Origin of the sequence: Hydrogenophaga bisanensis, assembly GCF_042665135.1 — a bacterium.
Classification (GTDB): Bacteria; Pseudomonadota; Gammaproteobacteria; order Burkholderiales; family Burkholderiaceae_C; genus Hydrogenophaga; species Hydrogenophaga bisanensis.
The window spans coordinates 46,441-72,139 of the sequence record NZ_JBHTBX010000006.1; the positions used below are offsets into that span (position 1 = coordinate 46,441).

Genomic DNA, 25,699 nt, shown 5'->3' on the forward strand with positions numbered 1-25,699 from the left:
CTGATTTGCTGCCTGACCGATTTCCCGAAGGATTCCCATGACTTTGCTACCTCATCTGGCTGCGCGCCTGTTCGGCGTGCCGCTGGCGATTCATCGGCCGAAACTCGACATCATCCTCTCCGTGCTCGGTGCGCGCATCGGCCTCGCCGACCTCGCCGCGCCCGTGGGTTACACGCCTGCGGCCCGCGCGCCTGGGCCTCCGAGCGGCAAGGTTGCCGTCATCCCGATCCACGGCACGCTGGTGCGCCGAACCTCGGGCCTCGAGGCCGAATCGGGTCTCGCCAGCTACACCGGTATCGCCGCGCAACTGGACGCCGCGCTCACCAGCCCCGAGGTCGCTGCGATCCTGCTCGACATCGACTCGCCGGGTGGCGAGTCGGGCGGCGTGTTCGATCTGGCCGACCGTATCCGCGTGGCGTCGCAAGTGAAGCCCGTCTGGGCCGTGGCCAACGACATGGCGTTCTCGGCGGCCTATGCGCTGGCGTCCGCCGCCACCCGCGTGTTCGTCGCGCGCACCGGCGGTGTCGGCTCGATTGGCGTCATCGCCATGCACATCGATCAATCCGTCAAGGACGCCAAAGACGGTGTTCGTTACACCGCCGTGTTCGCGGGCGAGCGCAAGAACGACCTCAACCCGCACGAGCCGCTCTCCGACGCCGCGCACGCGGTTCTCAAGGCCGAGGTGGATCGCGTCTACGAGCTGTTCGTCGAGACGGTCGCTCGACATCGCGGCCTCGATGCGGACGCCGTGCGCGCCACCGAAGCGGGCCTGTTCTTCGGACCGGACGCCGTTGCCACCGGTCTTGCCGATGCCGTCGGCAGCCTCGACGACGCGCTCACGCAACTCACGCAATCGCTTTCCCCACTCCCGACTCAGGTGGCTCCGGCCAGCCAAGCGGGTTTTCTTCGCAACCACCAGATGGAGTCTTCCATGAATGATCGAACCGACCCCGCTGCTCCTGATCGGCCTCTTGCTGATCCTGCTGGCAGTCCTCCTCAACCGTCCGCCGCCCCCACCGCCACCGCGCTGAGCGTGGCCGACGCCGTCGAAATCGCCCAGACCTGCACGCTGGCCGGGCGCACCGACCTGATTGCGGGCTTCCTCGAAGCCCAGTCCTCGCCCGCCAAGGTGCGCAGCCAACTGCTTGCGGCGCAGGCCGAAGCCAGTCCCGAAATCACCAGCCGCATCGCCCCCGATGCCGCGCGCCCTGTGGCCAGCAATCCGCTGATCGACGCCGCCAAGCAGATCGCAGCGCAATCCACCAAGAAGGAGATCTGAGATGCCCGCTCTCGCCGAACCTCTGAACCTGGGCGACCTGCTCAAGTACGAAGCCCCCAACCTTTACTCGCGCGACCGCGTCACGGTCGCTTCGGGCCAGAACCTGCCGCTGGGCACGGTGGTCGGCATCGTCACCGCAACGGCCAAGTTCAAACAGCTCGATCCGTCCGCAGAAGACGGCACGCAGGTCGCCGCTGGCGTGCTGCTACAGGCCTGCGACGCCACCTTGATCGACCGTGACGACGGTCTCGTCGTCGCGCGCCACGCCATCGTCGCCCACCATGCGCTCGCGTGGCCCGACGCCATCACCACCGCCGAAAAACTCACCGCCATTGCGCAGCTTAAGGCGCTGGGCGTGCTCGTTCGCCAAGGAGCCTGACCATGAACAACCCCTTCAGCAATCCCGCCTTCTCGATGACGGCGCTGACCGCCGCCATCAACATCCTGCCCAACCGCTACGGGCGTCTGGAAGAACTGAACCTGATGCCGTCCAAGCCGGTACGGCAGCGCCAGATCGTCGTCGAGGAAATGAACGGCGTGCTCAACTTGCTGCCTACGCTGCCACCGGGTTCACCCGGCACGGTTGGCGTGCGTGGAAAACGCAAGCTGCGCTCCTTCGTGGTGCCGCACATCCCGCACGACGACGTGGTGCTGCCGGAGGAAGTCCAAGGCATCCGTGCCTTCGGCTCGGAAACCGAAACCGAGACGGTGGCAGGCGTGATCGCGCGCCATCTGGAGACGATGCGCAACAAGCATGCGATCACGCTGGAGCACCTGCGCATGGGTGCGCTCAAGGGCGTGATCCTCGACGCGGACGGCTCGGTTCTCTACGACCTGTTCGATGCCTTCGATATCACCCAGCAGGCTGGTGGCCTTCGAGCTGGGCACGGCGGGCACCAATGTGAAAGCCAAGTGCACCACGGTGCTGGCAACCATCGAGGAGAACCTCAAAGGCGAGTTCATGAATGGTGTCCATTGCCTGTGCTCGCCGGAGTTCTTCGCCGCGCTCACCGGCCACGCCAAGGTCGAGAAGGCCTTCGAGAACTGGCAGAACGGGGCAATCCTCATCAACGACGTGCGTCGCGGCTTCACCTACGGCGGTATCACCTTCGAGGAGTACCGGGGTCAGGCCACCGATGCCAGCGGAACCGCACGCCGTTTCATCGCCGCTGGCGAGGCTCATGCCTTCCCGCTGGGCACCATCGACACCTTCGGCACCTACTTCGCACCGGCGGATTTCAACGAAACCGTCAACACGGTCGGCCAGCCGCTGTACGCCAAGCAGGAGCCGCGCAAGTTCGACCGGGGCACCGATCTGCACACGCAGTCCAACCCGCTGCCGATGTGCCATCGTCCGGGTGTGCTGGTGAAGTTGACGGTGGCGTGATGAGTCTCGTCGATCAGATCTACGAATCGGCCGCCAATGCCGGGCTCTTGAAGGACTGCCTCTGGCGTCCTTCGGACGGCACGACAGCGCAGCGCCACCCGGTTGGCTTCGCCGCTCCGGACGACACCGTGTTCGACGGCCTGGCCTCGGCCACCGACTATCAGATGTCGTATCCGGCCTCGGTGTTCCTGGGGTTGGTTCCGCGCGAGGCGGTCGAGATCGATGGCGTGATCTATCAGGTGCGTAGCACCCGGGCCGTGGGCGACGGCTCGGAGATGCGCGCACAGCTCACCCGGGTGTAGTGCCGTGTCCGGCAACTCGATCCGCGAACAGATCCTGCTCGCGGTGATGGCGGCTGTCCGCACGCCGGTGGAGTCGCTTGGGGCGACCTTGCACCGCTCGCCCACGGTGGCCATCAGCCGGGAGCAATGCCCGGCGCTGGTGGTGTTCCCCGAGTCCGAATCGATCACCGAGCGCGCCAACGACCGTGTCACGCGCGAGCTCACGGTGCGCCTGGTCGCACTGGCCCGCGCGGTACCACCCGCCATTCCGGAAACCGAAGCCGACCGGCTGATCACCGCCGCCCACGCCGCGCTGCTGGCCGACCGGAATCTGGGCGGCCTTGCCTTAGGGCTGCGCGAGCAGGAATGCGAGTGGGACGTCGAGGACGCCGATGCAGTGGCCGCCACGATCCCCGCGCGCTACGCCATCACCTACCGGACGCTCGACACCGACCTTTCAACCAAGGGATGACACCCATGACTTCCATCGTTCTGACTCAGCCGCACACCCACGCGGGCCAAGCCCACAAGGCAGGCGACCGGCTCGATGTGGATGGCGGTACGGCCGACTGGCTCATCGCCAACAGCATCGCCCGCCACGACCGCCAGTCCGCTCCCGTACCGCAGCCGGAAGGCGACGGCACCTCCATCGAACCCGTTCGCCCCATCACCACCCAACGCAAGGAATCAAAATCATGAGCACCTACGCCAGTTTTCAGGGCCGCGTCTTCCTCGGCAAGCGCGACGAATCCGGCCTGCCCATCGAAGTGCGCTCGCCCGGCAACGTCGCCGAGCTCAAGCTCTCGCTCAAGACCGACGTGCTGGAGCATTACGAGAGCCAGACCGGCCAGCGCTCGCTCGACCACCGGATGGTCAAGCAAAAGTCGGCCACCGTGAACCTCACCATCGAGGAGTTCACCAAGGAAAACCTCGCGCTGGCGCTGTACGGCAACCACGTCACCGGCAGCACAGGCACTGTGACCGCCGAAACCATCGGCGGCGCTGCTCCGGTGGTCGGCGACCGCTACTTCTTCGCCCATCCCAAGGTGTCGGCGCTGGTGGTGACCGACTCGGCGGGCACGCCCGCGACGCTGACCGCAGGCACGCACTACACCGCCGACACCGATTTCGGTGCCCTCCAGTTTCTGGATATCACCGGCTTCACCGCACCGTTCAAGGCCGCCTACAGCTACGGCGTCGCCACCGAGATCGGCATCTTCACGCAGGCGCTGCCCGAGCGCTACCTGCGCCTGGAAGGCATCAACACCGCGCAGGGCAACGCCAAGGTGCTGGTCGAGCTGTACCGCGTGGCCTTCGATCCCTTGAAGGAAATCTCCTTCATCTCGGACGAGTACAACAAGTTCGAACTGGAAGGATCGCTCCTGGCCGACACCACCAAGCCCTATGACGCGGTGCTGGGCCAGTTCGGCCGCATCGTGCAACTGTGATGAGGACTGCCATGAGCGATCTGGAAACTCTCATCCCACAAGCAGTGGAGCTGGTCATAGACGGTGAGCCGTTGGCCATCAAGCCACTCAAGGTCGGCCAGATGCCCGCCTTCCTGCGCGCGATCACGCCGGTGATGCAGCAGATCGGCGGCGATGGTATCGACTGGCTGGCACTGTTCGGCGAGCACGGCGACGACCTGCTGACGGCAGTGTCCATCGCCGTCGGCAAGCCGCGCGCGTGGGTCGACGCACTCGATGCCGACCAGGCCATCCTGTTGGCGGCCAAAGTGCTTGAGGTCAACGCCGATTTTTTTACCCGGACGGTGATGCCTCGGCTCGACGGGTTGATCGCGCAGACGAGCGCGGCGGTGGCAGTGACCACGGCTGGTTCGACACCGTCCAGCACCTGATCGAGCACGGCCACCGGTTGCCCGACATCCTCGACTACACCCTGGCGCAGGTGCGCGGCTTCGCCGCCGCCACTGCGCGTGAGGACGCCGCACGCGATGCCCGGCTGCTCTCGCTGATCGCCATCGGCGCACGCGGCGACTCGCGTCACCTCGACCAGACCCTCGATAGGCTCCAAAACCATGCGCATCTCGGTTCGCATCGATAGCAAGGCCGCGCAGGCGCAGTTGCGCCGCTGGGGCGGCGAGTTCCGCGAGAAGGTCCAGAAGGTAGTCGCGCGCGGCATCGCCAGTGAGGCCGCCGAACTCAAGCAGGACGTGCGCAGCCACGTCGCGGGCCATATGACGGTGGTCAAGAAGTCCTTCGTCAAGGGCTTCACTGCCAAGGTGCTCGACAAGGATAAGAACCGGCTGCCTGCGCTCTACGTCGGCTCGCGCATCCCGTGGTCGGGCATCCACGAGCGTGGCGGCGTCATTGGAGGCCGGATGCTGATCCCACTGCACGGTCGTGTCGGTCGCAAACGCTTCAAGGCGCAGATCGCCGAGTTGATGCGCGGTGGGAACGCCTACTTCATCAAGAACGCCAAGGGGAACATCGTGCTGATGGCCGAGAACATCAAGGAATACGACCGGCCACTGTCGGGCTTCAAGCGCCGCTACCGCAAGGCCGAGGGCATCAAGCGGCTCAAACGTGGCGCGGATGTACCCATCGCCGTGCTGGTGCCCCGGGTGCAGCTCAAGAAGCGCCTGAACGTCGAACGCATCGTCGCCGGTCGGATTCCGCGCCTCTCCGCACGGATCGAGAAGCAGTTGCGGCTGGTGGACTGAAATGGCAAACCGCATTTCCATCCTTGTTGCGCTCGAAGGCGCTGACGAGGGGCTCAAACGCGCCATCAATTCGGCCGAGCGCAGTCTTGGCGAGTTTGGCTCGAACGCCAAGACCGCAGGCGATAAAGCTGCCGCCGGGATGGCCGAGGTCAAGGCCGGAATGAGCGCATTTGGCGATCAGGTCGCCAAGGCCAAGACGCAGTTGCTGGCTTTCCTCACCATCAACTGGGCCAGTGGCAAGGTGCAGGAGATCGTCCAGATCGCCGACGCCTGGAACATGATGTCTGCGCGGCTCAAGCTCGCCACCGCTGGCAGCCGCGAGTACACGGTCGCGCAGAAGGAACTGTTCGCCATCTCGCAGCGCATCGGCGTGCCGATCCAGGAGACCGCCACGCTTTACGGCAAGCTGCAACAGGCTGTGCGGATGCTGGGCGGAGAGCAGCAGGATGCCCTCTCGCTCACCGAAAGCATCTCGCAAGCACTGCGTATCTCAGGTGCATCTGCCACCGAGGCGCAGTCGTCCCTGCTGCAGTTCGGGCAGGCCCTGGCCTCGGGCGTGCTGCGCGGCGAGGAATTCAACTCTGTCGTCGAAAACAGCCCGCGTCTGGCCAAGGCACTGGCCGATGGCCTGAACGTGCCCATCGGACGGCTGCGCAAGCTCGCCGAGGAAGGCCGCCTGACCGCCGACGTGGTGGTCAACGCGCTGATGAGCCAGAAGGACAAGCTGGCCGCCGAGTATGCGCAACTGCCGATGACCGTTAGCCAGGCCTTCACGCGTCTGTCGAACGCCTTCGGGCAGTGGGTCAGCAAGCTCGATGAATCGACCGGCTTCACCAAGAAGCTCGCCGAGGCCCTGACGTGGTTGTCGGAGAACCTGGACACGGTGATGAAGTGGCTGGGCCGCATTGCCGAGGTCGGCCTCGCGGTGCTGGTCTACCGCCTAATTCCGGCGCTGATCATCGCGTGGCAGACGGCAGGTGCGGCGGCGGTGACAGCGGCCAGCACCACGGCGGCCGCGTGGGCAACGGCCAACCTATCGTTGTCCAATGCCATCGCTACGGTGGGCAAGCTTCGCGTGGCGTTCGGGGTGCTGGGCGCGGCCATCATCGGCTGGGAGATCGGGACGTGGCTGTCGGAAAAGTTCGAGATCGTCCGCAAGGCGGGCATTTTCATGGTCGAGGTGCTGATGAAGGGCATCGAGCACCTGCGCTTCCAGTGGGAGGTGTTCGCCGCCATCTTCACGTCCGACACCATCGCTGAAGCCACCAAGCGCCACGAACAGCGGCTCGCGGAGATGAATCGCATCTTCGCCGAGATGTACGCCGACGCCACCGAAGGTGCGAACGCAGCCAAAGGCGCGATGAACACCGCTGCGACCGCTGCCGAGGAAATCGCCAAGCGGCTCGAAGCCGTGCGCCAGGGCACGCAGGAAGCGGTCGGGCGTGGCATCGAGGCGGTGCACGCCGCGCTGGAAAAGCTCAAGTCCCGGCTCGGCGAGGTCGAACAGGCCGTCGGCAAGGCCCAAGGTGTGGTCAACGACGCCACCGCCAAGATGGCCGAAGCCTACAAGGGGCTGACCACCATCGTCGAGGCGAGCCTCGCGCAGCAGGTGCAAGCGGTGAAGAACCGCTACGACCAGGAGAAGGCGGAACTGGAGCGTACCCAGCAGTCCGAAACCGCCAAGATCACCAAGTCCACTCAGCTGCTTACCGAGGCGCTGACACAGCAGGCGACCCTGCGCCGTCAGGCCACGACCGAGACGCTCGGTCTGATCGATCAGGAAACGCAGGCGCGCAAGCAGGCCGCAGCCCGGCAAGGCCAGACCGAGGAGGAGCGCCGTGCCAACGTGCAGCGTGTCGAGAACGACATCCTCGCCACCAAGCGCCAGACCCTGGGGCAGGCGCTCACGGAGTACCGCCAGCACATCGACGCTCTCAATGCTGAAGCCAACCGGCATCTGGCGGAAGTGCAGCGCATCGAGGAAGCCAAGCGCCAGTTGTCGATGTCCACGGAGGAGCGCATCCGCGACATCCGCCGTCAGGGTATGACGGAGTACGAGGCCACCGAGGATCGCAAGCGCCAGATCGCCGAGATGCAGGAACAGGCGCGTCGCGCGCTGGCCAACGGCGAGTTGGAGCTTGCTCGCCAGCTCGCGCAGAAGGCGATGGACATGGCCGCGCAGGTGGCCACCAGCCAGACCAACGAGGCCAAGCGTGGTGAGGAAGCGCGCAAACAGTCCGAGCAAGCGGTGTCTCAGGTCACGCAGCTGGAAGCACAGTCGCGCGAGGCATACCGCAGGCAGGAGTACCAGCAGGCCACCGATTTGATGCGGCAAGCCGATCAGTTGCGCGCGGAACTGGCGCAGAAGGCAAAGGATGCCGACGTGCAGGCCGCGCAGGGCAAACAGGGCGTGCGCGATGCCATCGACCGTATTCGCCAGTCCGAGGAGATTCTCAACCAGACGCTGGATGCCGAAGCGAAGGCCCACCAGACGGCGGCACGTTCGGCAATCACGGCGCGCGATGAGATTCAGCGGACGCTGACCGATACCACGCGCCAGATCGACGACATCACGGCCAAGCTCAAGGACGGGCTGAAGGTCACGCTAGACGCCGACACCACGCGCTTCGACAAGGCCATCGCTGATCTGGACAAGGCGCTGGCCGAAAAGGAATACCTGCTGCAGATCCAGGCTGATCTGCAGGAAGCGGAGAAGAAGCTCAAGGAATACGAGCAGTTGCTCAAGGAAGGCAAGACGCTGCCGGTCGATGCCGATGTGTCCAAGGCCAAGGAGGCACTGGATAAGCTCAAGACCTACGCCGACCAAAACGCGCAGTTCGAGCTGAAGGTGGCGACCGAGAAGGCGCAGGCGGCTATCACCAATGTCGAGGGGATGATCAAGGCGCTGGATCGCATCCAGACCGAGTCGCAGCATCAGGTGGCCAGCAACGTCGGTGCGGTACGCGCGGAAATCGACAGCCTCAACGGGCGCAACACTTCCAGCACCCACACCATCTACGTGACCAAGGTTGAAACCAATGCCACTGGCGGTCTGGTGGGTGGCGTGCGGCGGTTTGCCGACGGCGGTGCGGTGGCTCCGGCCTTTCCCCGGATGAGCGGTGGCTCGGTGCCCGGCTCCGGCCACCACGACACCGTGCCGCGCACCCTGGATGCCGGGGCCTTCGTGATCCGCAAGGCGGCGGTGCAGAAGTACGGCAGCGGCGCGCTCTCGCGTCTGGCCAATGGCGTCGCCCACTTCGCGGTCGGTGGGCGCGTTGCCTCGTTGGGCGGTACCGGCTCCACAGGCTCCGATCCCAACGACAAGCCGAGCAGGCCCAAGAAGAACCGCGAAGCGTTCGAGGCGCTCAAGATGATCGACCTCGGCCTGCAGGGGATGAACGAGTACACGAGCTGGCTGCAGTGGAACTACGGCGCATCGGTCAGTCTGGATATGCGCAGCAAGACGATGGACAACTACGGCAAGCAGGCGCAGCAGGATCGCCGCACGCTGGAAGACTTCATCGGCCGCAAGACGCTGACTGGCAACGAGCGCCAGAACCTCGAACGCATCAAGCAGACGTGGCGGCAGGCGATGGCGCAGCCGCTGCTCTGGGGTAAAGACCTGGAGCGCGAGCTGATCGACTACATGGAGCAAAACCAGGGCGAGTTTTACCGGCGCGGTGGCTTGGCGAAATCCGACACCGTCCCGGCGATGCTCACCCCGGGCGAGTTCGTCGTGAACCGGCAGGCAGTCGCCCGCTACGGCGCTGGCTTCTTCGAAGCCATCAACAACCTGAGCGCTCCAGCGCAGGCACTGGCCGGGCGTGCGCTGGCGGGCATTCAGGGCTTTGCCTCGGGTGGTCTGGTGCAGCCCGCAAGCCGCAGCCTGCCACGTCCCTCGTTGCCCGAAGGTACGCCCACCCGCACCGTGCGCGTGGAACTGTCCTCGGGACAACAGAAGGTCAACGCCACCGTCGATGCGCGCGACGAAGCGCGACTGCTGCAACTACTCGACGCCGCCCGCGCCCGCACGGCTTGACCGTGCGTTCCTATTACGCGGCCTGACCGTGCGCTCCTGTTTCTCTGCCTGAGGGTTTCCCGATGCAACTGAAGAACCTCGACACCGGGGTGGCTCTGCCATTGCCTGACGACTTGCTCTGGAGCGACGAGCACGCGTGGTCGCCAGCGGTCGCCAATGCGTCCTACCTGATCACCGGGGCCTTGCTGATCCAGTCGGCCACCCGGCAGGCAGGTCGGCCGATCACTCTGGTGGGAGCACCCGATATGGCCTGGGTGACGCGTGCCGCCATCGAGCAGTTGCGCGCATGGGCGGCGATTCCGGTGGGCGGCAGCATAGGCCGCTTCGAACTGACTTTCGCCGATGGCCGGGTCTTCACGGTCGCTTTCCGCCACCAGGAGGTCGCCATCGAGGCCGAACCCGTGCTGGGCATCCCAGCGCGATCCGACAACGTCTTCTACCGCCTGACCCTTCGATTTTTGGAGATTGCCTGATGCCAATTCAATCTGGCGACGTGAAGCTGCTCAAGTCCGCCGTGATGGCGGACGTGCCCGAAGGCGGCGGCGCGCCCACGGGCCTCGTGATTGCCGATGGCGTCTCAAACGCCATCTTCCCCGACATCTCCGAGCTGGATCGCGCCGGAGGCCGTGTCAACCTGCGCAAGAGCTTCTTGCAAGTGGCCACGGATGACACCGACACCTACTTCGGGGCCAACGTCATCGTGGCCGAGCCGCCGCAGGACGAGCGCGTCAGCGTCACGCTGTTTTCCACCCGCAAGACCTTCGACACCCGTGAGCAGGCGCAGACCCGCATCGAGGCCTACCTCAACAAAGGGCCGGAGTGGGCGGGCTACCTGTTCGAGAACCACATTGCGGGCCAGCGGGTGATCCAGCTCTTCCAACGCCTCAGCGACGCCGTGCCCAACGTCGGCCAGACCCTCGTCCTGATCGAGAACGAAGGACTGCCGACGCAGAAGGAGCAGTACATCCGCGCCACCGCCGTGTCGGTGGTCGAGCGCAGTTTCACTTACAACACCGACCAGGACTACAAGGCGGCGGTCGTCACCGTCGCCATCAGCGACGCGCTGCGCTTCGATTTCACGGGCTCGCCCGCCAGCCGAACTTTCACGCGGGCAACCAACAGCACGAAAACGCGCGACACGGTGGTGGCCGACGCGGGCACCTACGTCGGTGTCGTGCCGCTGACGCAGGCTGCCAATGTGGGCGACTTCACCATCAAGGGCGCGTCCATCTACACGCAGCTTGTGCCCAGCGCCCAGACCGAGACGCCGATCTCCTTCGTGCCCCCCTACGCCGCAGCAGGTTTGCCGGTTCCGGGCGCGGCACCCGTGAGCTATACGGCCAGCCATGCCTGGAACACCAGCATCAAATTCAACCTGCCGGGTGGCTGCCTGCCGGGGTCGCTGTCCATCGTTACCGATGGCATCACGATCTTCGACGATGCGGGCCTACTCAAGACCGCCAGCGGCACGCTGGGCACCATCGACTACGCCAACGGCATCCTGAGCCTGAACTCCGGCTCGATGTCCAACAGCAAGGCCATCACCTACACACCTGCTGCACAACTGCAGCGCGCGCCGCAAAGCGCGGAGATCGCGGTCACGCCGGAATCGCGCAGCCAGTCCTACGTCGGCACCGTAAATCCGGTGCCGCAACCCGGCACGCTTGCCATCAGCTACATGGCGCAGGGCCGTTGGTACGTGCTTTCGGATGGCGGCAATGGCTCCCTCAAAGGGCTGGATGCCAGCTACGGCGCGGGCACTTTCAACAAGAACACCGGGGCCTTCGTCGTGACCTTGGGGGCACTGCCCGACGTGGGCTCGTCGCTGATCCTGACGTGGAACGTGCCGACCCAGGAAACGCAGCAGCCAACCGCCGCTCTGAAGGCATCGCAGGCCCTGCAGCTTGCCCCACCCGAAGGAAAAAGCGTTCAGCCGGGCACGCTCACCATCACCTGGCCACACGAGAGCGGCACGGGCACGCGCACGGCGTCCGCCACCACGTCTGGCGAGCTCAGTGGTGCTGCCACCGGTAGTCTGAACGTCGCGCAGAACCTCTTGAGCTTCGCGCCGAATGTCCTGCCGCCAGTCGGCGCACTGCTGACCGTGGACTACGTTGCGGGCCCCAAGCAGGAGGACAGCTTCGCGCACCCCTCGCGCGATGGCCAGGGCAAGGTGCCGGTGACTGCAACCCTGGGCTCCATCGAGCCGGGTTCATTGGAGATCGAGTGGAACACACTGACGGACACCGCCGTGCTCGGGGTCTACACGCTGCAGCAGATTCAGGCGATGGGGCTGGGCCTGTGGAACGGGGTCGATCCCACGCAATACGCTCGCGACGATGGTGCGGGCAATGTGCTGCGCGCAGGCCAAGTCATCGGTAACGTCAACTATGCCACCGGGGCTGTGCAGTTCCAGCCCGACGTCACGGTCAAGATTCCAAGTCCTGTCTACGGGGCGCAGCGCCTTGGCTGGGCGTCGGGCGTGGGCCAGATGTTCCGCCTCAACTACGGCGGCATCAACTACGTGGATGCGCCGTCGCTCTACCCGAACGACGAGTCCGGCTACGTCAAGCTGCGCTACAACAGCGCGGGATCGACCAGCAACCACAGCGAGACGTTCGCGTTCAGCCCATCGTTTCGGCTGGTGCCCGGCGTCAACGCGCAGGTGGTGACCGGCACCGTATTGCTGGCCATCGCGGGCAGCCAGCCCTGGGGCGACAACGGTCAGGGCACGCTGCGCGAATTCACGCCCAGCGGCTGGGTCACGCGCGGCAGCATCAACTACCTCTCTGGTGCGGTGACGCTCACCTCGTGGTCGGCGGGCGCGACCAACAGCATCACGCGCGCTAGTTGCGTGACCACTGTGGGCGAGAACATCTCCAGCGAGTACGTTTTCCGCACCGGTGCTGCGCCACTTCGCCCAGGATCGCTCTCCATTCAGTTCGCCCGCGCGGTGGGTGGAACCCAGACCGTGACGGCAGGCATCGACGGCACGATCACCGCGTCTGGCGTCATCGGCAGCGTCGATTACGACACTGGCCTTGTGCGAGTGCGGTTTGGCACCGTGGTCGCGGCGGCGGGCAACGAGAGCGAGCCGTGGTTCGACGCCGAGAACGTGCGGCCAGACGGCAAGATCTTCCGGCCAGAGCCGGTCGCAGCCTCCAGCCTGCGCTACAGCGCCGTGGCCTACAGCTATCTGCCCCTGGATGCTGCGTTGCTGGGCATCGACCCGGTGCGCCTGCCCAGCGACGGGCGTGTGCCGATCTTCCGTCCAGGAGGCTTCGCCGTCGTCGGCCACACCGGTCGCATCACCGCCTCGGTCAGCAACGGCCAGACCATCGATTGCGCGCGGGTGCGTCTGTCGCGCGTGCGTGTGGTCGGCCACAACGGCGTGGTGATCCACACAGGCTACGTTACCGATCTGGAAGCAGGCACCGTCACGTTCACCGACGTGACTGGCTACAGCCAGCCAGTGACCATCGAGCACCGCATCGAGGACATGGCCGTGGTGCGCGACGTGCAGATCAACGGCGAGATCAGCTTCACGCGCCCGCTGACGCACGCCTATCCGCTAGCCAGTCCCGGCGATCCGGTCTCTGGCAGTTTCGTCTCCAGTGCGCTGGTGGCTGGTGACCTGTTCGCCCGCGTGAACCTCGTGTTCGACCAGAGCACCTGGAACGGCAGCTGGTCGGATGAACTGATCGGCAGCGCCGCCACCGCCACCTTCAACCACACCCAGTACCCGATCACGGTCACCAATCGCGGGGCACTCACTGAGCGCTGGGTGGTTCGGATGACCAACAGCACCTCGTTCGAGGTCATCGGTGAGAACGTGGGTGTGATCGCTACCGGCAATACCAGCGCCGATTGCGCCCCCAACAACCCGGCGACCGGCGTGCCGTACTTCCGTCTGCCCGCGCTCGGCTGGGGCAACGGCTGGGCCACCGGCAACGTGCTGCGCTTCAACACGATCGGCAGCCAGTTCCCGGTCTGGGTGGTGCGCACCGTCCAGCAGGGACCGGAGTCCGTGCCCGACGACCACTTCACGTTGCTGATTCGCGGGGATGTCGACACGCCCTGATGGTGTGGGTGCCCCCTGATCTTTGAAACCTTCTCGCAGGAATTGCTATGACCGACCTGACCGTCAAATATTTCAGCAGCGGTATGACCGGCGCGCCCCAGATCGCCAACAACTGGGGCGATCTGGTGACGATGCTCGATGCGTGCCTGATCAATGGCTTCGCCCTGAAGGCCATCGACACGTTGACCTTCGCCGACGGCATCGCCACGGCGACCATTTCCTCGGGCCACGCCTATCGGCCATTTCAGGTGATCGAGATCGCTGGCGCTGAGCAGCCCGAGTACAACGGACAGTTCCGCGTGCTGACGGCGACGATGACCACATTCACCTACGCGGTGACCGGCACGCCCGTCTCGCCCGCCACGACGGCGACGAGTCTCTCGGCCAAGGTTGCCCCGCTGGGGTGGGAGAAGCCGTTCTCGTCGACTCACAAGGCCGCCTACCGCAGCAAGAACCCGCAGTCCCCGCAAAACCTGCTGCTGATCGACAACAGCCTCAAGACGCCCAACTACACGACGGGCTGGGCCAAGTGGGCCAACGTCGGCATCGTCGAAGACCTGTCGGACATCGACACCATCGTCGGCGCGCAGGCTCCCTATGACCCGAACAACCCGACGCAGAACTGGAAACAGGTCACCGCCAGCCAGTGGGGTTGGTACAAGTGGTTCCACGCGCGCGGCCCCCAGTACGAGAGCAATGGCGACAGCGGCGGCGGTGGGCGCAACTGGGTGCTGATCGGTGACGACCGCCTGTTCTTCCTCTTCTGCACCAACGCGGCGGGCTACGGCTGGTATGGCCGCAACAGCTACTGCTTCGGGGACCTCATCAGCTTCAAGCCAGGTGACAACTACGCCACGGTGCTGGCTGCCGATGACAACTACTCGGGGATGAGCAACTACTGGAGCTATCCCGGCCAGTTCAGCGGCTACGGGTTGGTCTCGTCCCTGGACTTCACGGGCAAGGTGCTGCTGCGCAACCACACCCAACTCGGCAACCCAGTGCGGTTTGGGCTCACGTCCCTGAACACGAACAACGGCCAGCAGATCTGCGGCCGGGGCCCGACGCCGTTCCCGAATGGAGCCGACTACAGCTTGTGGCTGCTGCCCACCTACGTGCGGCAGGAGGATGGCCACATGCGCGGCATCCTTCCTGGAATGCTGTGGATGCCCCAGGATCGTCCGTACAGCGACCAGACCATCGTCGACAACGTCGTCGGCCAGGAAGGCAGAAGGTTCCTGTTGGTCAGGACGCAGTACAGCTCGGAAACCGAAGGCGCGCAGATCGCGTTCGACATCACCGGACCGTGGAGGTAAGCCATGAGCTACCCGCTGAGCGAGTCCTTCGCCACTGCGCCTGCCGCCGGTTACACCGCAGTCCTGGGCGGAATGTCCGCGACGCACAACAGCGCGCAGCAATCCATCGACATCTCAGCTCCCAACAGCCAGTCCATCCTGCGCTTCAATGAAGCCGCCCACGGCGATTTCTGGTTCGAGGCCGACATCGAGTTGCTGACCGACCCAAGCGCCCGTAAGCACATCGGCCTGTGGATGACGACCGGCAATGGTTCTGAGGGCTACCGGTTCGCCCATCTTGATGGCGTTTGGAGCGTTTCCCGCTGGAACAGTGGTTTCGGTGACGGGGCTGGGGTGACGGGTGGCGTCAATGATGGGGCGAGGCCCATCGCTGGGTTGGCCGACGTGGCGCCGACGTTCAATGTCGGCCAGCGATTGATCTTGCGCTGCGAGGTGATCACCGGAGCCTTCGACGCCAACGGCGTGCCCTGGGCGCGGTTGATCCAGTTCAAAGCGGATGGCGTGCTGATGTTCCAGGTTGGCGATGCCGCCTACCGGGGCAAGCTGATTCCTGGCGTCTTTCTATACGGAGCCACGGCACGCGTCCACGCTATCGCAGGAAACACCCCGTCCGGTTTGCCCGCATTTCCGACGACGGTGGGCGTGAACGCCGACGACGATCTGCTGCCGCTGGCCGGGGGCTCGACCTCGGTGCCGCCCAACCCCGCCGCCAACATCGGCGTCAATGCCCAGCTCGACTTGTCGCGTCTCAACAGCCCGTCGAGCAATCTGTGGAACCGAGGTGGTGGCTACGACTGGCAGTTCCATCCGATTCAGAACGGTCGCAAGAACATCCACTTCAGCGGCCACGGATTCATCGTCGGAACGGTCAAGGAGAAGGGACAACCCGACCAACCGCTGGTGCGGCGGGTGCAGCTCATCAGCGAGAACACCCGCGTCCTGGTCGCCGAGACCTGGTCAGACACCGGAGGCAACTACCGATTCGAACTGCTGGACCCGGCGCAGCGGTACACCGTGGTCAGTTACGACACCCCACAAAACGGTGTGCAGATGTACCGCGCCGTGATCGCGGACAACCTACGCCCGGAGATGATGCCGTGACCGTTGCCATCACTGTCGAACACAACGAGGCGCGGCTGGCAGGCACCTTGGCCTTCCTCGACGCAGGCACCAACCCGGCGCGCCTGCGCATTTACGGCGGTACGCGTCCCGCCACCCCGGCGACGACGCCCGCGAGCGCGATGCTGGTCGAGATCAGGCTCACCAAGCCCGCAGGCACGATTGCGGGGGGGCTCCTCACCCTGACGCAACAGGAGGATGGTTTGATCACCAGCACCGGCGTCGCCACGTGGGCGCGGCTGGTCAACGGCAACGAAGTTACGGCTTTGGATCTGGATTGCAGCGGTACCGACGGCGATGGCGATGTGAAACTGGCCAGCACCAACCTCTATCTGGGCGGTGACGCCCGGATGGTGTCGGCCATCCTGGGGTAAGCCGTGCCTGCCGTGTCTAGCGAGGTGACCCTGGTCGCCACGTTGCCCGCGCCTGCCGTCACCGTAGTCGTCGGTCCGCCCCTGGTCGATCTGCTCTTGGATCAACCTGCTGCCACCGACGCTAATTTGGTGTTCGGGGCCAACTACATCGCGCCGCGCGACGATGTGACGGTGCAGGCCACACTGCCGCTGCCGGTCGTCACGATCAAGTTCATCCCACCGGCACGGGCCGAGTTGTTAGCCCAGCTCCCGGGCCTGACGGTGCAGTCACTGGTCTTGCGCCCGAGCGTGCCCTTGAATGTGGGGGCTCATGCTGGCTCAAGCCTGCCCGGCGTCGTGTTCACCGGAGAGGTCAGGTACGCGTCGCACACGCAGCGTCCCACGGTGGGTCGGACTTCGCACCTCTGGCAGGTGGCGAAGCAGACGGAGGACGGCGCGAAGCAGGGCCAGCAGGATGCGGCTGCAACGCCCGCAGGCTGGAATACGTTCTGGCGGCGCACGATTGCCGCGCCTCAAGGCGTCGATCATCGGTTACCCCCGGTCTTGGCCTCGCTGCCTGCGCAGCGTCGAACGGGCCAGCAACAGGCTCGGCCCTTCCACGACTTGACGTGGTTCGGGCATCAGGATGGCACGTATCTCGAATTGGCTCGACTGAGCTTGTTTCAGAACGGGTCCCGCCTTCGCGATGCGACGGGGTTTCGTCATCAAGACGGCGACCGCACCAAGCGCGCGGGACGGGTGAGCCCTTGGCAAACCGCGCGGCAGCTCACACAGCGCCAAGGGAGTGATTTTCAGAGCGCGAGTGCCTTCGTGTGGGGTTGGCGTGGCCGGTATCAGGATGCCGTGCCACCGCCGCCGGGGATCAGCATATGGGTGATCCCAGAGCCGCCCGCGCCTCAACCTTGCTACACGCCGAGCGCCCACCTGCTGTTCGCGGCATTGGCCCCTGCGGACAGCCACTTGCTGTTCGTTTGTGAAAACCACATCGCCCCGCCACCTCCCGATGGGGAGCCGGTGGTCGTTCCCGTTCGGAGGGTGTATTTCGTGATCAACAACGTGACCCTGCACCGGCTGCCAGATGGCCTGCCGGTGCCAGTGTTCAGCCTTTCACTGGCGCTCGATGCCGCCTCCTGGACGTGGGGCTTCGATGCGCTGCTGCCCGCCGCCGCAGAAGCTCTTGTCGCCCCCGGAAGCAACGGCGGACCGGTCGAATTGGTAGCCAGCGTCAACGGCACGCCGTTTCGCGTGCTGGCCGAGAGCATCAGCCGCGAGCGTGTGTTCGGCGACGCGAGCATCCGCATCTCCGGAAGAGGGCGCAACGCCGTACTGGCCGCGCCCTATGCCCCGGTGATGAACTTCCAGCAACCGCAGGCGCGCACGGCGCGGCAGTTGATGGACGACGTACTCACGCTCAACGGCATCCCGTTGGGCTGGAACATCGATTGGGGCCTGACCGACTGGAACGTCCCTGCCGGGGTGTTCACCCAGCAGGGCACGTGGATGGAAGCCCTGGTTGCCATTGCCAGCGCGGCCGGGGGTTACCTGATCCCGCACCCGTCCGACCAGAGCATCCGCGTGCGCCACCGGTATCCGGTCGCGCCGTGGGAGTGGAACACCGTCACGCCAGACTTCGTGCTGCCCGTCGATGCGGTGGCCCGCGAGTCGCTGCGCTGGGTAGAGAAGCCCGGCTACAACCGCGTGTTCGTGTCCGGCCAGGATGTCGGTGTGCTTGGGCAGGTGAGCCGGGCTGGGACTGCCGGTGATGTGCTGGCCCCGATGGTGGTCGATGCGCTGATCACCGAAGCCGCTGCGGCGCGCCAGCGAGGCATCTCGGTTCTGGCCGATACCGGGCAACAGATCGAGGTGAGCCTGCGCCTGCCGGTGCTGGCCGAGACGGGGATCATCGAGCCGGGTGCGTTTGTTGAGTACCAGGACGGCAGCGTGACGAGGCTGGGCATCGTGCGCTCGACGCAAGTCGAGGCAGGAATGCCGGAGGTCTGGCAGACCTTGGGGGTGCAGAGCCATGCATAACCTCTACGAGCAGTTTCGCCAACTCATCCCTGATCCGCCATTGCAGGCGGGCACGGTAGTGGGCGTCGGCTCCGGCGTCGTGACCGTTGCCTTGCCCGGCGGTGGCTTGATCCGCGCACGCGGCAGCGCTGCCATCGGCCAGAAGGTGTTCGTGCGTGATGACGTCATCGAAGGTAGCGCACCCAGCCTGACGCTGGAAATCATCGAAATCTGAAACTCATCTTCCTGATCACCCCTGAACCCGCCTTGGTGCCACGTGCATCAGGCGGGTTTCGCATTTCTGGAGACCTGCAATGACCGAACCCGAACAACAACCCGCCGCCCTTGTGGAAAACATGATCCTGCTGCGCCGCGAGGACTTCGACGAACTGCTCGACCGTGCCGCCGAACGCGGAGCCGAGCGTTGCCTCGCCCATCTCGGGCTGGAGAACGGCAGTGCCGCGAAGGACATCCGCGAACTGCGCGATCTGCTGGAGGCGTGGCGCGATGCCCGCCGAACGGCTTGGCAGACCACCATCAAGGTCGTGACCACTGGCCTCCTGGCCGCGCTGCTGGTGGGGGCCGCCATCAAGTTGAAGCTGATGGGAGGCGTGCAATGACCGCCAAGCCGAAGATCTGCCTTCTTGACGACTGGCGGCGCGTGTTGCGACGTGCCTGGAGCATTCGCTTCTCGCTGCTGGCCGCTGCCTTCACGGCGGCGGAAGTGGTGGTGCCGCTGTTCGGGGACGTACTGCCGCGCGGAGCGTTTGTGCTGATGGCCTTTGCCGCCAGCATCGGCGCAACCGTTGCTCGCATCGTGGCCCAGCCGGAGATGCACCGATGACCCGGTCAACATCACCCGTGATGCGCAGGACGGTGGCCGGGCTGACGCTGTCCGCCGCCGCCCTGGTCGGCATCGTGCTGCACGAGGGCTACACCGACCGCGCAGTGATCCCGGTCAAGGGCGATGTGCCGACCATCGGGTTCGGTACCACCACCGGGGTGAAGCTGGGCGACACCACCACGCCACCGAAGGCGCTGGCTCGGGCGCTCACCGATGTGCAGCAGTTTGAGGGGGCGCTCAAACAATGCGTGACCGTGCCCCTGGCCCAGCACGAGTACGACGCGCTGGTGAGCTTTTCCTACAACGTCGGCAGCCGCGCGTTCTGCCAATCCACGCTGGTCAGGAAACTCAACGCCGAGGACTACGCGGGAGCCTGTGCCGAGCTGCTGCGCTGGCGCTTCTTCCAGGGCAAAGACTGCGCGCTGCCCACCAACGCGCGGCTGTGCGGCGGGCTGGCTACACGGCGAGAAGCCGAATACCGGAAGTGCATCGGGGAGGTGTCGTGAGCGTGATTCCGTGGCCATACCGGCTGTTGGCCTTTGCGGCGCTCGGCGTCGCCCTGGTTGGCTTTGGCTGGATCAAGGGGGCGAGCCACGTTCACGCGCAATGGGATGCCGCCATCCAGCAACAAGCCCTACAGACCGCCGCCGCCCGCGAGCGGCAGGCGCAAGACACCGTCAAGGTCGTCACCCAGTACGTCGACCGCGTCCGCGTCGTCCGCGAGAAGGGCGACACCATCATCAAGGAAATTCCCGTCTATGTACCCGTTCAAGCCGATGCTGCTTGCACTATCAACCGGGGCTTTGTGCGCCTGCACGACGCTGCCGCCGCCGGTGAGCTGCCCGAGCCCGCCAGAGATGCTGATGCGGCCGCCGCAGGCATTGCGCTCTCTGCCGTCGCCGGAACCCTTGCCGCCAACTACCAAACCTGCCACGAAAACGCCGAGCAACTGAGGGCGTTGCAAGTGTGGGTCAGTGAGATGCCATCTGCCACCAACTAATCAACGCTTGGCTACTTCGCAACACTTGATTGCGGAGGTGCGTCGAAGAGCTTGGCTTTCCCGCCGAACAGCGCGTTCATGTCATTCACATCAACACTACTTGAAGAGCTACATCGTGAAGAAAGAAACCGACTGGCAGATCCAGATTGCAGAACAAAATGCAGCGGATGCGCTGGCCAATGCCCGTGGCACGTTGATCCGTGCCTTGCAAGAGCTTGACTCATATATCGAGAAGTTCGGCACAGCCGATAGCCCAGCCCAAAAAGCGGAACTGCTCAACTGGACACTGAATCACTTGGCGACTGGTATCGCACCAAACCTTCGTTTGGATCTGATCGCCAATGCACAAGCGCTGTTCACACGGCTGGCGAAATGACCAGCTGTTCACTGTCATCATCTGCCGCCTCGCCGAGCTCAGCTTCACCCGCAGCAGCAGACACCGCCTTACCCATTGCCCGTTCAACCAGTTTGACCAGAGCGGCTTTTCTGGCCTTGTAGAAGCTGTCGAAGTCGTCCGCCCGGAGCGCGGTCGTATCGATGAGGTGCGACCCGACAATGGCGTTCATCTGCGCGTCTGCAAGCTGAACCTGCGTATGAGCCTGCAATTTTGACAAATAGATCGATGGCGCATGCCCGCCGATCATCCGGTTTGCCTTGTAGGAAATCGGGGTTTTGTTGACGACCGTGTTGTAGACAGCGCGCTTAATGCCGTTCTTCTCACACCAGTCCTGCGGAAAGATGTGATGAATATCCAGCGCAAGCTCCTCGTCGTCGAGTTCCTGGATCTTTGCCTTCCAGAAGAAGTCTTGCGCACCTTCACGAAGTACCAGCACATTCAGGCCTTTGTACGCGGCGGACAGGCGCGACGTCATCGTGTCTAGGCGGTCGGGGCTGAACGCCGCATCTGCAATGGTTCGCGGTATTGCGTCGTCACTGTCGATCCACTGCAATAGATCCTCGACGTCGTTCGCGATTCGGGTCTCGATGGCGCTCCCGTAGAGTTCGCCGAGAACGCCACTCCAGTACCAGTGAGAGAGTTTCTGGTAAATGCGCGGCTCAAGCCAGCGTTCGCGCAGGTGCGCGAGTACCGAGGCGAGAGGAGCCAGTTGAGTTCGATAAGGCAGCTCGCGCGGAGTTTTCACACATTCCTTGCGCAAAAACTTGGCCGCGAGAAGGAACCCCGCTTCGACTTCGTCTGCCCATTTGGCATATGCGCTCAAGGGCATCGCAAGTATCGAGACGCGCTTTGCACTCACCGGCTGTACGGACTTACCGGTTTTCCCCGACGCCACATCGGCGCGGCGCAACTCCAGCGTGTGCAACATCGATACGGCCTGCAGGAAGTCCGTGGACTCCACCTGTGACAGTAGCGCCTCTTTGCACAAGCGCTGATAACGTCCCGAGACATTTCGGGTGGCGTTTCCGTGCCAGTCATCACGCAGGTTAAAGCCGTCAGCCGCGTAGGTCGCGGTGACCAACTCGAATACGTTGAGAGGGACGCCGCCGGTGTTTACCTTCTCAAAGACCAGGCAAACCGCTTCCTTCGTCGTGGCCTTGCCCAGCTGGATCACAGGTAGCTGGTAGTTGCGGAAGGCATTCAATACCTGGCGACGGAATTGCATGTACAGGCCGAATTTTTCGGGAGCGTACTCCTGCAGAGCTTCTTCCCATGCATCCGAGTTCAGGATCTGATCGCACGGAAAGTAAAGCTGCTCGCACTCTTTCTGAGTCGTCGTCAAATCAAGATCAATCTGTCGGCCAAAGTTGGAGCGTTTGATCTTGTCCTCTTCGATGGCCTCGATGGCGTCTTCCAAGCGATCCCCGCCCTCCAGCGCCACTTCGATGTTCCAGTAGTAGTGACGTCGAATGGGCTTGCCTTTCTCTGTGCGGGTCTTCACCGCATCCTTCGTGGCCAAGACTTGCGTCAGGGTGGTGAGGCGTTGTTGCCCGTCGAGGATCAGGAGCTCCGCATCCGAGGCACCTGGTGGGAGGGTAACCCCTTCCACGGGGCGAACCTGGAACTTGGCCTCGCCGCCGGTCTCCAGCAGCATGACCGCCCCAACCGGAAATGACCGGGCGATGCTCACCAGCAGACTGCGAATGTGCTGGTCATCCCAAACCCATCCACGCTGAAAATCCGGTAACTGAATTTTTGCCTTGACGATTTCGGCAAGGATCTCTGGCAATAGCCGCTTGGTGCTGTCGAAAGTGCTCATTGTTTTTCCTTCGTCCTCACTTCACCAAATCCATCAACTTGTCGAAGCTCTTCACCACGTCGTACTTGACGTTTTCAGGGGCGTACTTCCGGTTGATTTCATCGAAGAACTTCCGGGCGCATTCGATCTTGGTTTCCTCGATCTTCGTCAGTTGCATCGTTGACATGGACCCCTTGGTTTCCGCAACGAAATAGACATGCTTGACGGCACCCTCTTTGAACGAAATTGCCCAGTCAGGGTTGTAGTCACCCACCGGCGTCGGGATCAGGAAGCCGCGGGGTAACTTGGCGTACACGACCACTTCGGTGCAGGTGTCGAGTGTCTCGACGAATTTACGCTCGATGCCGGAATCCGTGATCACGTAGTCGTAGATGTGCCGCTTGAGCTTGTCACCGGCCTTGCTGAAGTCCTGCTTGGTCTGACCTGCGGTGAAGATGTCGATATCGAACTTGTCCTCGACCGGGTCGTAGGCTAGGTGTTCGATGATCATCGTTGCCTTCTGCTCGTTGATCAGCCGCACGGCTTCGGCAATGAAGCTCTCGGGATTGGTGCGGAACTGTGCAAACACTGCGACGCTGATTCCTTTCAGGATGTCTGCCGTCGTGCGTCGCGTCAGTTGCGTGCCTTCAGCGATCTTGCCGATGAGGTCGTACTTCACTGCCGAGTGAATCGAATGCACGTTCTTCTCGGTTTCAGTGGCCTTGAGCACGAATGCTTCGCCATCTTTCAGACCGTCGTAGGTCACCTGGGCAGCCTGCTCGCCGGTTTGAATCGTGTACTGCAACGGCGTCACGCGAAGGCTCTTATCCAGTTCGGCAACAGCCTTCTTCACCAACTCCGCTGAATCAAAGTCAACGCTGTAAGCCGCCTTGCGATTGATCCGATTCCACAGTTCCTTGAACTCCTGCTTGTCGAAGTTGCTGTTGAGCGGGTTCTTCTTGGGGCGACGGTCATCGCCAATCTCAAACATCTGGCTGTCGCTGAAGACGCTGTCGATCAGTTGGTACACCTGTTCTGCATGAGCCTGCAGTTCCGGGGGCAGCGGTGCCAGGGTGCCTTCCTTCTTGGCCTCGTGGTACGTGCCCGTGATGCGGTCGGTATCGTCGCTGTAGTCGTTCTTGAGCAGGTACTTGTAGATCTGCTTGGCCAGTTGCGGCGTGACCTCGACATTGCCGGTGGGCGTCTTGAGCACCTTGCCGGTGAAGTAGGCCTCGTTGGCCACCTTGGGGCGGGCCGACAAGGAGTCGCTGATATCTTTCTGGAGCGCAGTGACGAACTCCTTGAAGCTTTCGCTCGCCACTACGGTCAGCACGTTGACGTCATGAACGATGGCCGGATGATCCACCCGGTCGCCAAGCTGGTTGACCGACAAGCGCAGACCACGACCGACCTCTTGTCGGCGCGTGACCTCGTTGTTGTAGTCGGGGTGCTTCAGGAAGCAGATGACGAATACATTGGGGTTGTCCCAGCCTTCGCGCAGGGCCGAGTGCGAGAAGATGAAACGTACCGGCTCTTCGAATTTGAGAAGTTGCTCCTTCTTTCGCAGAATCAGGTCATAGGCATCCACATCGTCGGACAGTCCTTTGTTTTCACCAGTCTTGGCAATGCTCGGGTCCACGTCGCGCTTGGTCTTCTTGTCGATGGAGAAATACCCGCTGTGCGTTTTTTCCGCCGTAATGCCCCTCAGGTATTTGATATACGGCGTTTCATCCAGATCCAGCACCTCGTTCAGGTACTGGCTGTATTCCTCTTCAAAGATCCGTGCGTAGTCACCTTTCTCGTCCGCCGCCGAGTAGTCACGGTACTTGACCACTTCATCGATGAAGAACAAGGTCAAGACCTTGATGCCTTGCTGGAACAGCGTCTGCTCCTTGTCGAAGTGAGCCTTGATGGCTTCCCGAATCTGGATGCGACGCAGCGACGCTTCGTTCACGTCCCCTGTGGCTTCGCCAACAAAAAGCTCAACGCCGTTGGTGAAGCTCAAGGTGTCGGTGTTTGCGTTGATGTCCGCGACCACAAACCCACGGTACTGATCCAGCTCGTTTGAAAAACCGTCGGAGAAGAGGTTGTCACCTTTGGAGATCTTGCGCACCACGCGCTTGATCTCCCCGCTTTTCAGCTTCTGCTCGAACTCAACGCGCGCCACAGGCGCCTTGCTCGAAATCTCGATGGACTGCAGGTACAGATAGGCATTGGTTCCCGCCAGCCCCTTCACTGAGATGCCGCGCACGGCAATCTTCTTCACCAACTTCTGGTTGTAGGCATCCAGCGCGTCCAGCCGGTGGATCTTGTTGTGCGTGGTCTTGTGGGTGGCCGAGTAGCGCAGCACCATCAGTGCCTTGAATTCCTCCAGGGACTTCAGCGTGGCTGCACCTTCCATTTTTTGCGGCTCGTCCAGGATCAGGATCGGGCGGTTGGCACTGATCACATCAATCGGTCGGCGAGACTGGAAGTCGTCCAGCACGTCATAAATGCGGCGGTTATCAGCGCCACGGGCAGCAAACGCCTGCACGTTGATCACCATCACATTGATGCCCGCGTCCGACGAGAAGCTCTCCAGATGGTGCAACTGCTTGGAGTTGTAGATGAAGAAGCGCGCCTTCTTGTGATACGTCTCCAGAAAGTGCTCGGCCGTGATCTCCAGCGACTTGGCCACACCCTCGCGGATGGCAATGCTCGGCACAACGACGATGAACTTGCTCCAGCCGTACTGCTTGTTCAGCTCGAAGATGGTCTTGATGTAGCAATACGTCTTGCCAGTGCCGGTTTCCATCTCGATATCGAGATTGACCCTGCTGACCTTGGTCTTCACCAGTTCGGTCGACTGGGGCAAGTTCTGTTGATGCTGAACCTGGGTGATGTTTTCCAGCAGTGCAATATCGGTCAGCTTCAGGTCTGCGTTCTTGAATCCGCTCTCGGCAAACAGATCCTCTACGTTTTTCTTGGCCTTACCCGGGTCGATGCGATAGCTGATGGCCTCTGCCGTTGCGGGCGGCTGCCCTTTGAAGCAGTCGACCACGGCTTGCACCGCCGCTGTCTGATAAGCCTGCGTTTTGAATTTGAGTTTCATTGC

General features: G+C 63.4%; 24 protein-coding genes and 1 pseudogene. 23 read left to right on the plus strand and 2 right to left on the minus strand.

Going from position 1 to position 25,699, the window contains the following annotated elements; translation table 11 throughout:
* Window positions 1-37 precede the first annotated feature (37 nt).
* The 23 genes and pseudogenes from ACFQNJ_RS10250 to ACFQNJ_RS10360 all read left to right on the plus strand — a co-directional run bounded on the left by ACFQNJ_RS10250 (window position 38) and on the right by ACFQNJ_RS10360 (window position 20,786).
* On the plus strand, window positions 38-1,279 hold the full coding sequence (locus ACFQNJ_RS10250) for a S49 family peptidase (RefSeq protein ID WP_382256777.1): 1,242 nt from the start codon (window positions 38-40) through the stop codon (window positions 1,277-1,279).
* Between the two features lies 1 nt (window position 1,280).
* A complete protein-coding gene (locus ACFQNJ_RS10255; protein WP_004629291.1) occupies window positions 1,281-1,658 on the plus strand; it encodes a head decoration protein in 378 nt (125 codons plus the stop codon).
* Window positions 1,659-1,660: 2 nt separating this feature from the next.
* Window positions 1,661-2,666 (plus strand): annotated as a pseudogene (locus ACFQNJ_RS10260) (major capsid protein).
* A complete protein-coding gene (locus ACFQNJ_RS10265) occupies window positions 2,666-2,968 on the plus strand; it encodes a hypothetical protein (RefSeq protein WP_382256781.1) in 303 nt (100 codons plus the stop codon). Before ACFQNJ_RS10260 ends, ACFQNJ_RS10265 begins: the two are co-directional and overlap by 1 nt.
* Window positions 2,969-2,972: 4 nt before the next feature.
* Entirely contained in the window at window positions 2,973-3,419 is a 447-nt protein-coding gene (locus tag ACFQNJ_RS10270) for a hypothetical protein (RefSeq protein WP_382256784.1), read from the plus strand.
* A gap of 5 nt (window positions 3,420-3,424) precedes the next feature.
* Entirely contained in the window at window positions 3,425-3,646 is a 222-nt protein-coding gene (locus tag ACFQNJ_RS10275; RefSeq protein ID WP_382256786.1) for a DUF7210 family protein, read from the plus strand.
* Window positions 3,643-4,395, plus strand: coding sequence for a phage tail tube protein (locus ACFQNJ_RS10280; protein ID WP_054286366.1), 753 nt, complete (start codon window positions 3,643-3,645; stop codon window positions 4,393-4,395). The genes ACFQNJ_RS10275 and ACFQNJ_RS10280 overlap by 4 nt, the downstream gene beginning before the upstream one ends.
* Window positions 4,396-4,406: 11 nt before the next feature.
* Window positions 4,407-4,805 carry a hypothetical protein gene (locus tag ACFQNJ_RS10285; protein ID WP_382256788.1) on the plus strand — a complete coding sequence of 133 codons (399 nt, stop codon included), beginning with the start codon at window positions 4,407-4,409 and terminating at the stop codon, window positions 4,803-4,805.
* Window positions 4,802-5,011 carry a hypothetical protein gene (locus tag ACFQNJ_RS10290; RefSeq protein WP_382257212.1) on the plus strand — a complete coding sequence of 70 codons (210 nt, stop codon included), beginning with the start codon at window positions 4,802-4,804 and terminating at the stop codon, window positions 5,009-5,011. The genes ACFQNJ_RS10285 and ACFQNJ_RS10290 overlap by 4 nt, the downstream gene beginning before the upstream one ends.
* Window positions 4,986-5,630, plus strand: coding sequence for a DUF6441 family protein (locus tag ACFQNJ_RS10295; RefSeq protein ID WP_382256791.1), 645 nt, complete (start codon window positions 4,986-4,988; stop codon window positions 5,628-5,630). Before ACFQNJ_RS10290 ends, ACFQNJ_RS10295 begins: the two co-directional genes overlap by 26 nt.
* A 1-nt stretch (window position 5,631) precedes the next feature.
* Window positions 5,632-9,669 (plus strand): tape measure protein, encoded by a 4,038-nt coding sequence (locus ACFQNJ_RS10300; protein ID WP_382256793.1) that lies wholly within the window; start codon window positions 5,632-5,634, stop codon window positions 9,667-9,669.
* A gap of 62 nt (window positions 9,670-9,731) precedes the next feature.
* Window positions 9,732-10,142, plus strand: a complete 411-nt coding sequence (locus tag ACFQNJ_RS10305; protein WP_382256796.1) for a hypothetical protein — start codon at window positions 9,732-9,734, stop codon at window positions 10,140-10,142.
* Window positions 10,142-13,750 carry a hypothetical protein gene (locus ACFQNJ_RS10310; protein ID WP_382256798.1) on the plus strand — a complete coding sequence of 1,203 codons (3,609 nt, stop codon included), beginning with the start codon at window positions 10,142-10,144 and terminating at the stop codon, window positions 13,748-13,750. Before ACFQNJ_RS10305 ends, ACFQNJ_RS10310 begins: the two co-directional genes overlap by 1 nt.
* A gap of 47 nt (window positions 13,751-13,797) precedes the next feature.
* Complete coding sequence (locus ACFQNJ_RS10315) at window positions 13,798-15,063, plus strand: hypothetical protein (RefSeq protein ID WP_382256801.1); 1,266 nt, start codon at window positions 13,798-13,800, stop codon at window positions 15,061-15,063.
* Between the two features lie 3 nt (window positions 15,064-15,066).
* Entirely contained in the window at window positions 15,067-16,164 is a 1,098-nt protein-coding gene (locus ACFQNJ_RS10320; protein WP_382256803.1) for a hypothetical protein, read from the plus strand.
* Window positions 16,161-16,556, plus strand: coding sequence for a hypothetical protein (locus tag ACFQNJ_RS10325; RefSeq protein WP_128313629.1), 396 nt, complete (start codon window positions 16,161-16,163; stop codon window positions 16,554-16,556). The genes ACFQNJ_RS10320 and ACFQNJ_RS10325 overlap by 4 nt, the downstream gene beginning before the upstream one ends.
* 24 nt (window positions 16,557-16,580) lie before the next feature.
* Window positions 16,581-18,587 (plus strand): hypothetical protein, encoded by a 2,007-nt coding sequence (locus ACFQNJ_RS10330; RefSeq protein WP_382256805.1) that lies wholly within the window; start codon window positions 16,581-16,583, stop codon window positions 18,585-18,587.
* A complete protein-coding gene (locus tag ACFQNJ_RS10335; RefSeq protein WP_069376987.1) occupies window positions 18,580-18,801 on the plus strand; it encodes a hypothetical protein in 222 nt (73 codons plus the stop codon). The genes ACFQNJ_RS10330 and ACFQNJ_RS10335 overlap by 8 nt, the downstream gene beginning before the upstream one ends.
* A gap of 79 nt (window positions 18,802-18,880) precedes the next feature.
* Complete coding sequence (locus tag ACFQNJ_RS10340; protein ID WP_382256808.1) at window positions 18,881-19,186, plus strand: DUF6127 family protein; 306 nt, start codon at window positions 18,881-18,883, stop codon at window positions 19,184-19,186.
* The gene (locus ACFQNJ_RS10345; RefSeq protein WP_382256810.1) at window positions 19,183-19,410 is read left to right on the plus strand and encodes a DUF7940 domain-containing protein; all 228 of its coding nucleotides are present in this window, start codon (window positions 19,183-19,185) and stop codon (window positions 19,408-19,410) included. The genes ACFQNJ_RS10340 and ACFQNJ_RS10345 overlap by 4 nt, the downstream gene beginning before the upstream one ends.
* A complete protein-coding gene (locus ACFQNJ_RS10350; protein ID WP_382256813.1) occupies window positions 19,407-19,916 on the plus strand; it encodes a lysozyme in 510 nt (169 codons plus the stop codon). Before ACFQNJ_RS10345 ends, ACFQNJ_RS10350 begins: the two co-directional genes overlap by 4 nt.
* Window positions 19,913-20,410 (plus strand): hypothetical protein, encoded by a 498-nt coding sequence (locus tag ACFQNJ_RS10355; RefSeq protein WP_382256816.1) that lies wholly within the window; start codon window positions 19,913-19,915, stop codon window positions 20,408-20,410. Before ACFQNJ_RS10350 ends, ACFQNJ_RS10355 begins: the two co-directional genes overlap by 4 nt.
* 100 nt (window positions 20,411-20,510) lie before the next feature.
* Window positions 20,511-20,786, plus strand: coding sequence for a hypothetical protein (locus ACFQNJ_RS10360; RefSeq protein ID WP_382256818.1), 276 nt, complete (start codon window positions 20,511-20,513; stop codon window positions 20,784-20,786).
* On the opposite strand, the gene ACFQNJ_RS10365 is transcribed toward ACFQNJ_RS10360, so the two are convergent.
* Both ACFQNJ_RS10365 and ACFQNJ_RS10370 read right to left on the minus strand, forming a co-directional pair.
* The gene (locus tag ACFQNJ_RS10365) at window positions 20,767-22,626 is read right to left on the minus strand and encodes a GmrSD restriction endonuclease domain-containing protein (RefSeq protein ID WP_382256821.1); all 1,860 of its coding nucleotides are present in this window, start codon (window positions 22,624-22,626) and stop codon (window positions 20,767-20,769) included. The two genes, ACFQNJ_RS10360 and ACFQNJ_RS10365, sit on opposite strands and share 20 nt — an antisense overlap.
* 16 nt (window positions 22,627-22,642) lie before the next feature.
* Window positions 22,643-25,696 (minus strand): type III restriction-modification system endonuclease, encoded by a 3,054-nt coding sequence (locus tag ACFQNJ_RS10370; RefSeq protein WP_382256823.1) that lies wholly within the window; start codon window positions 25,694-25,696, stop codon window positions 22,643-22,645.
* Window positions 25,697-25,699: the final 3 nt, after the last annotated feature.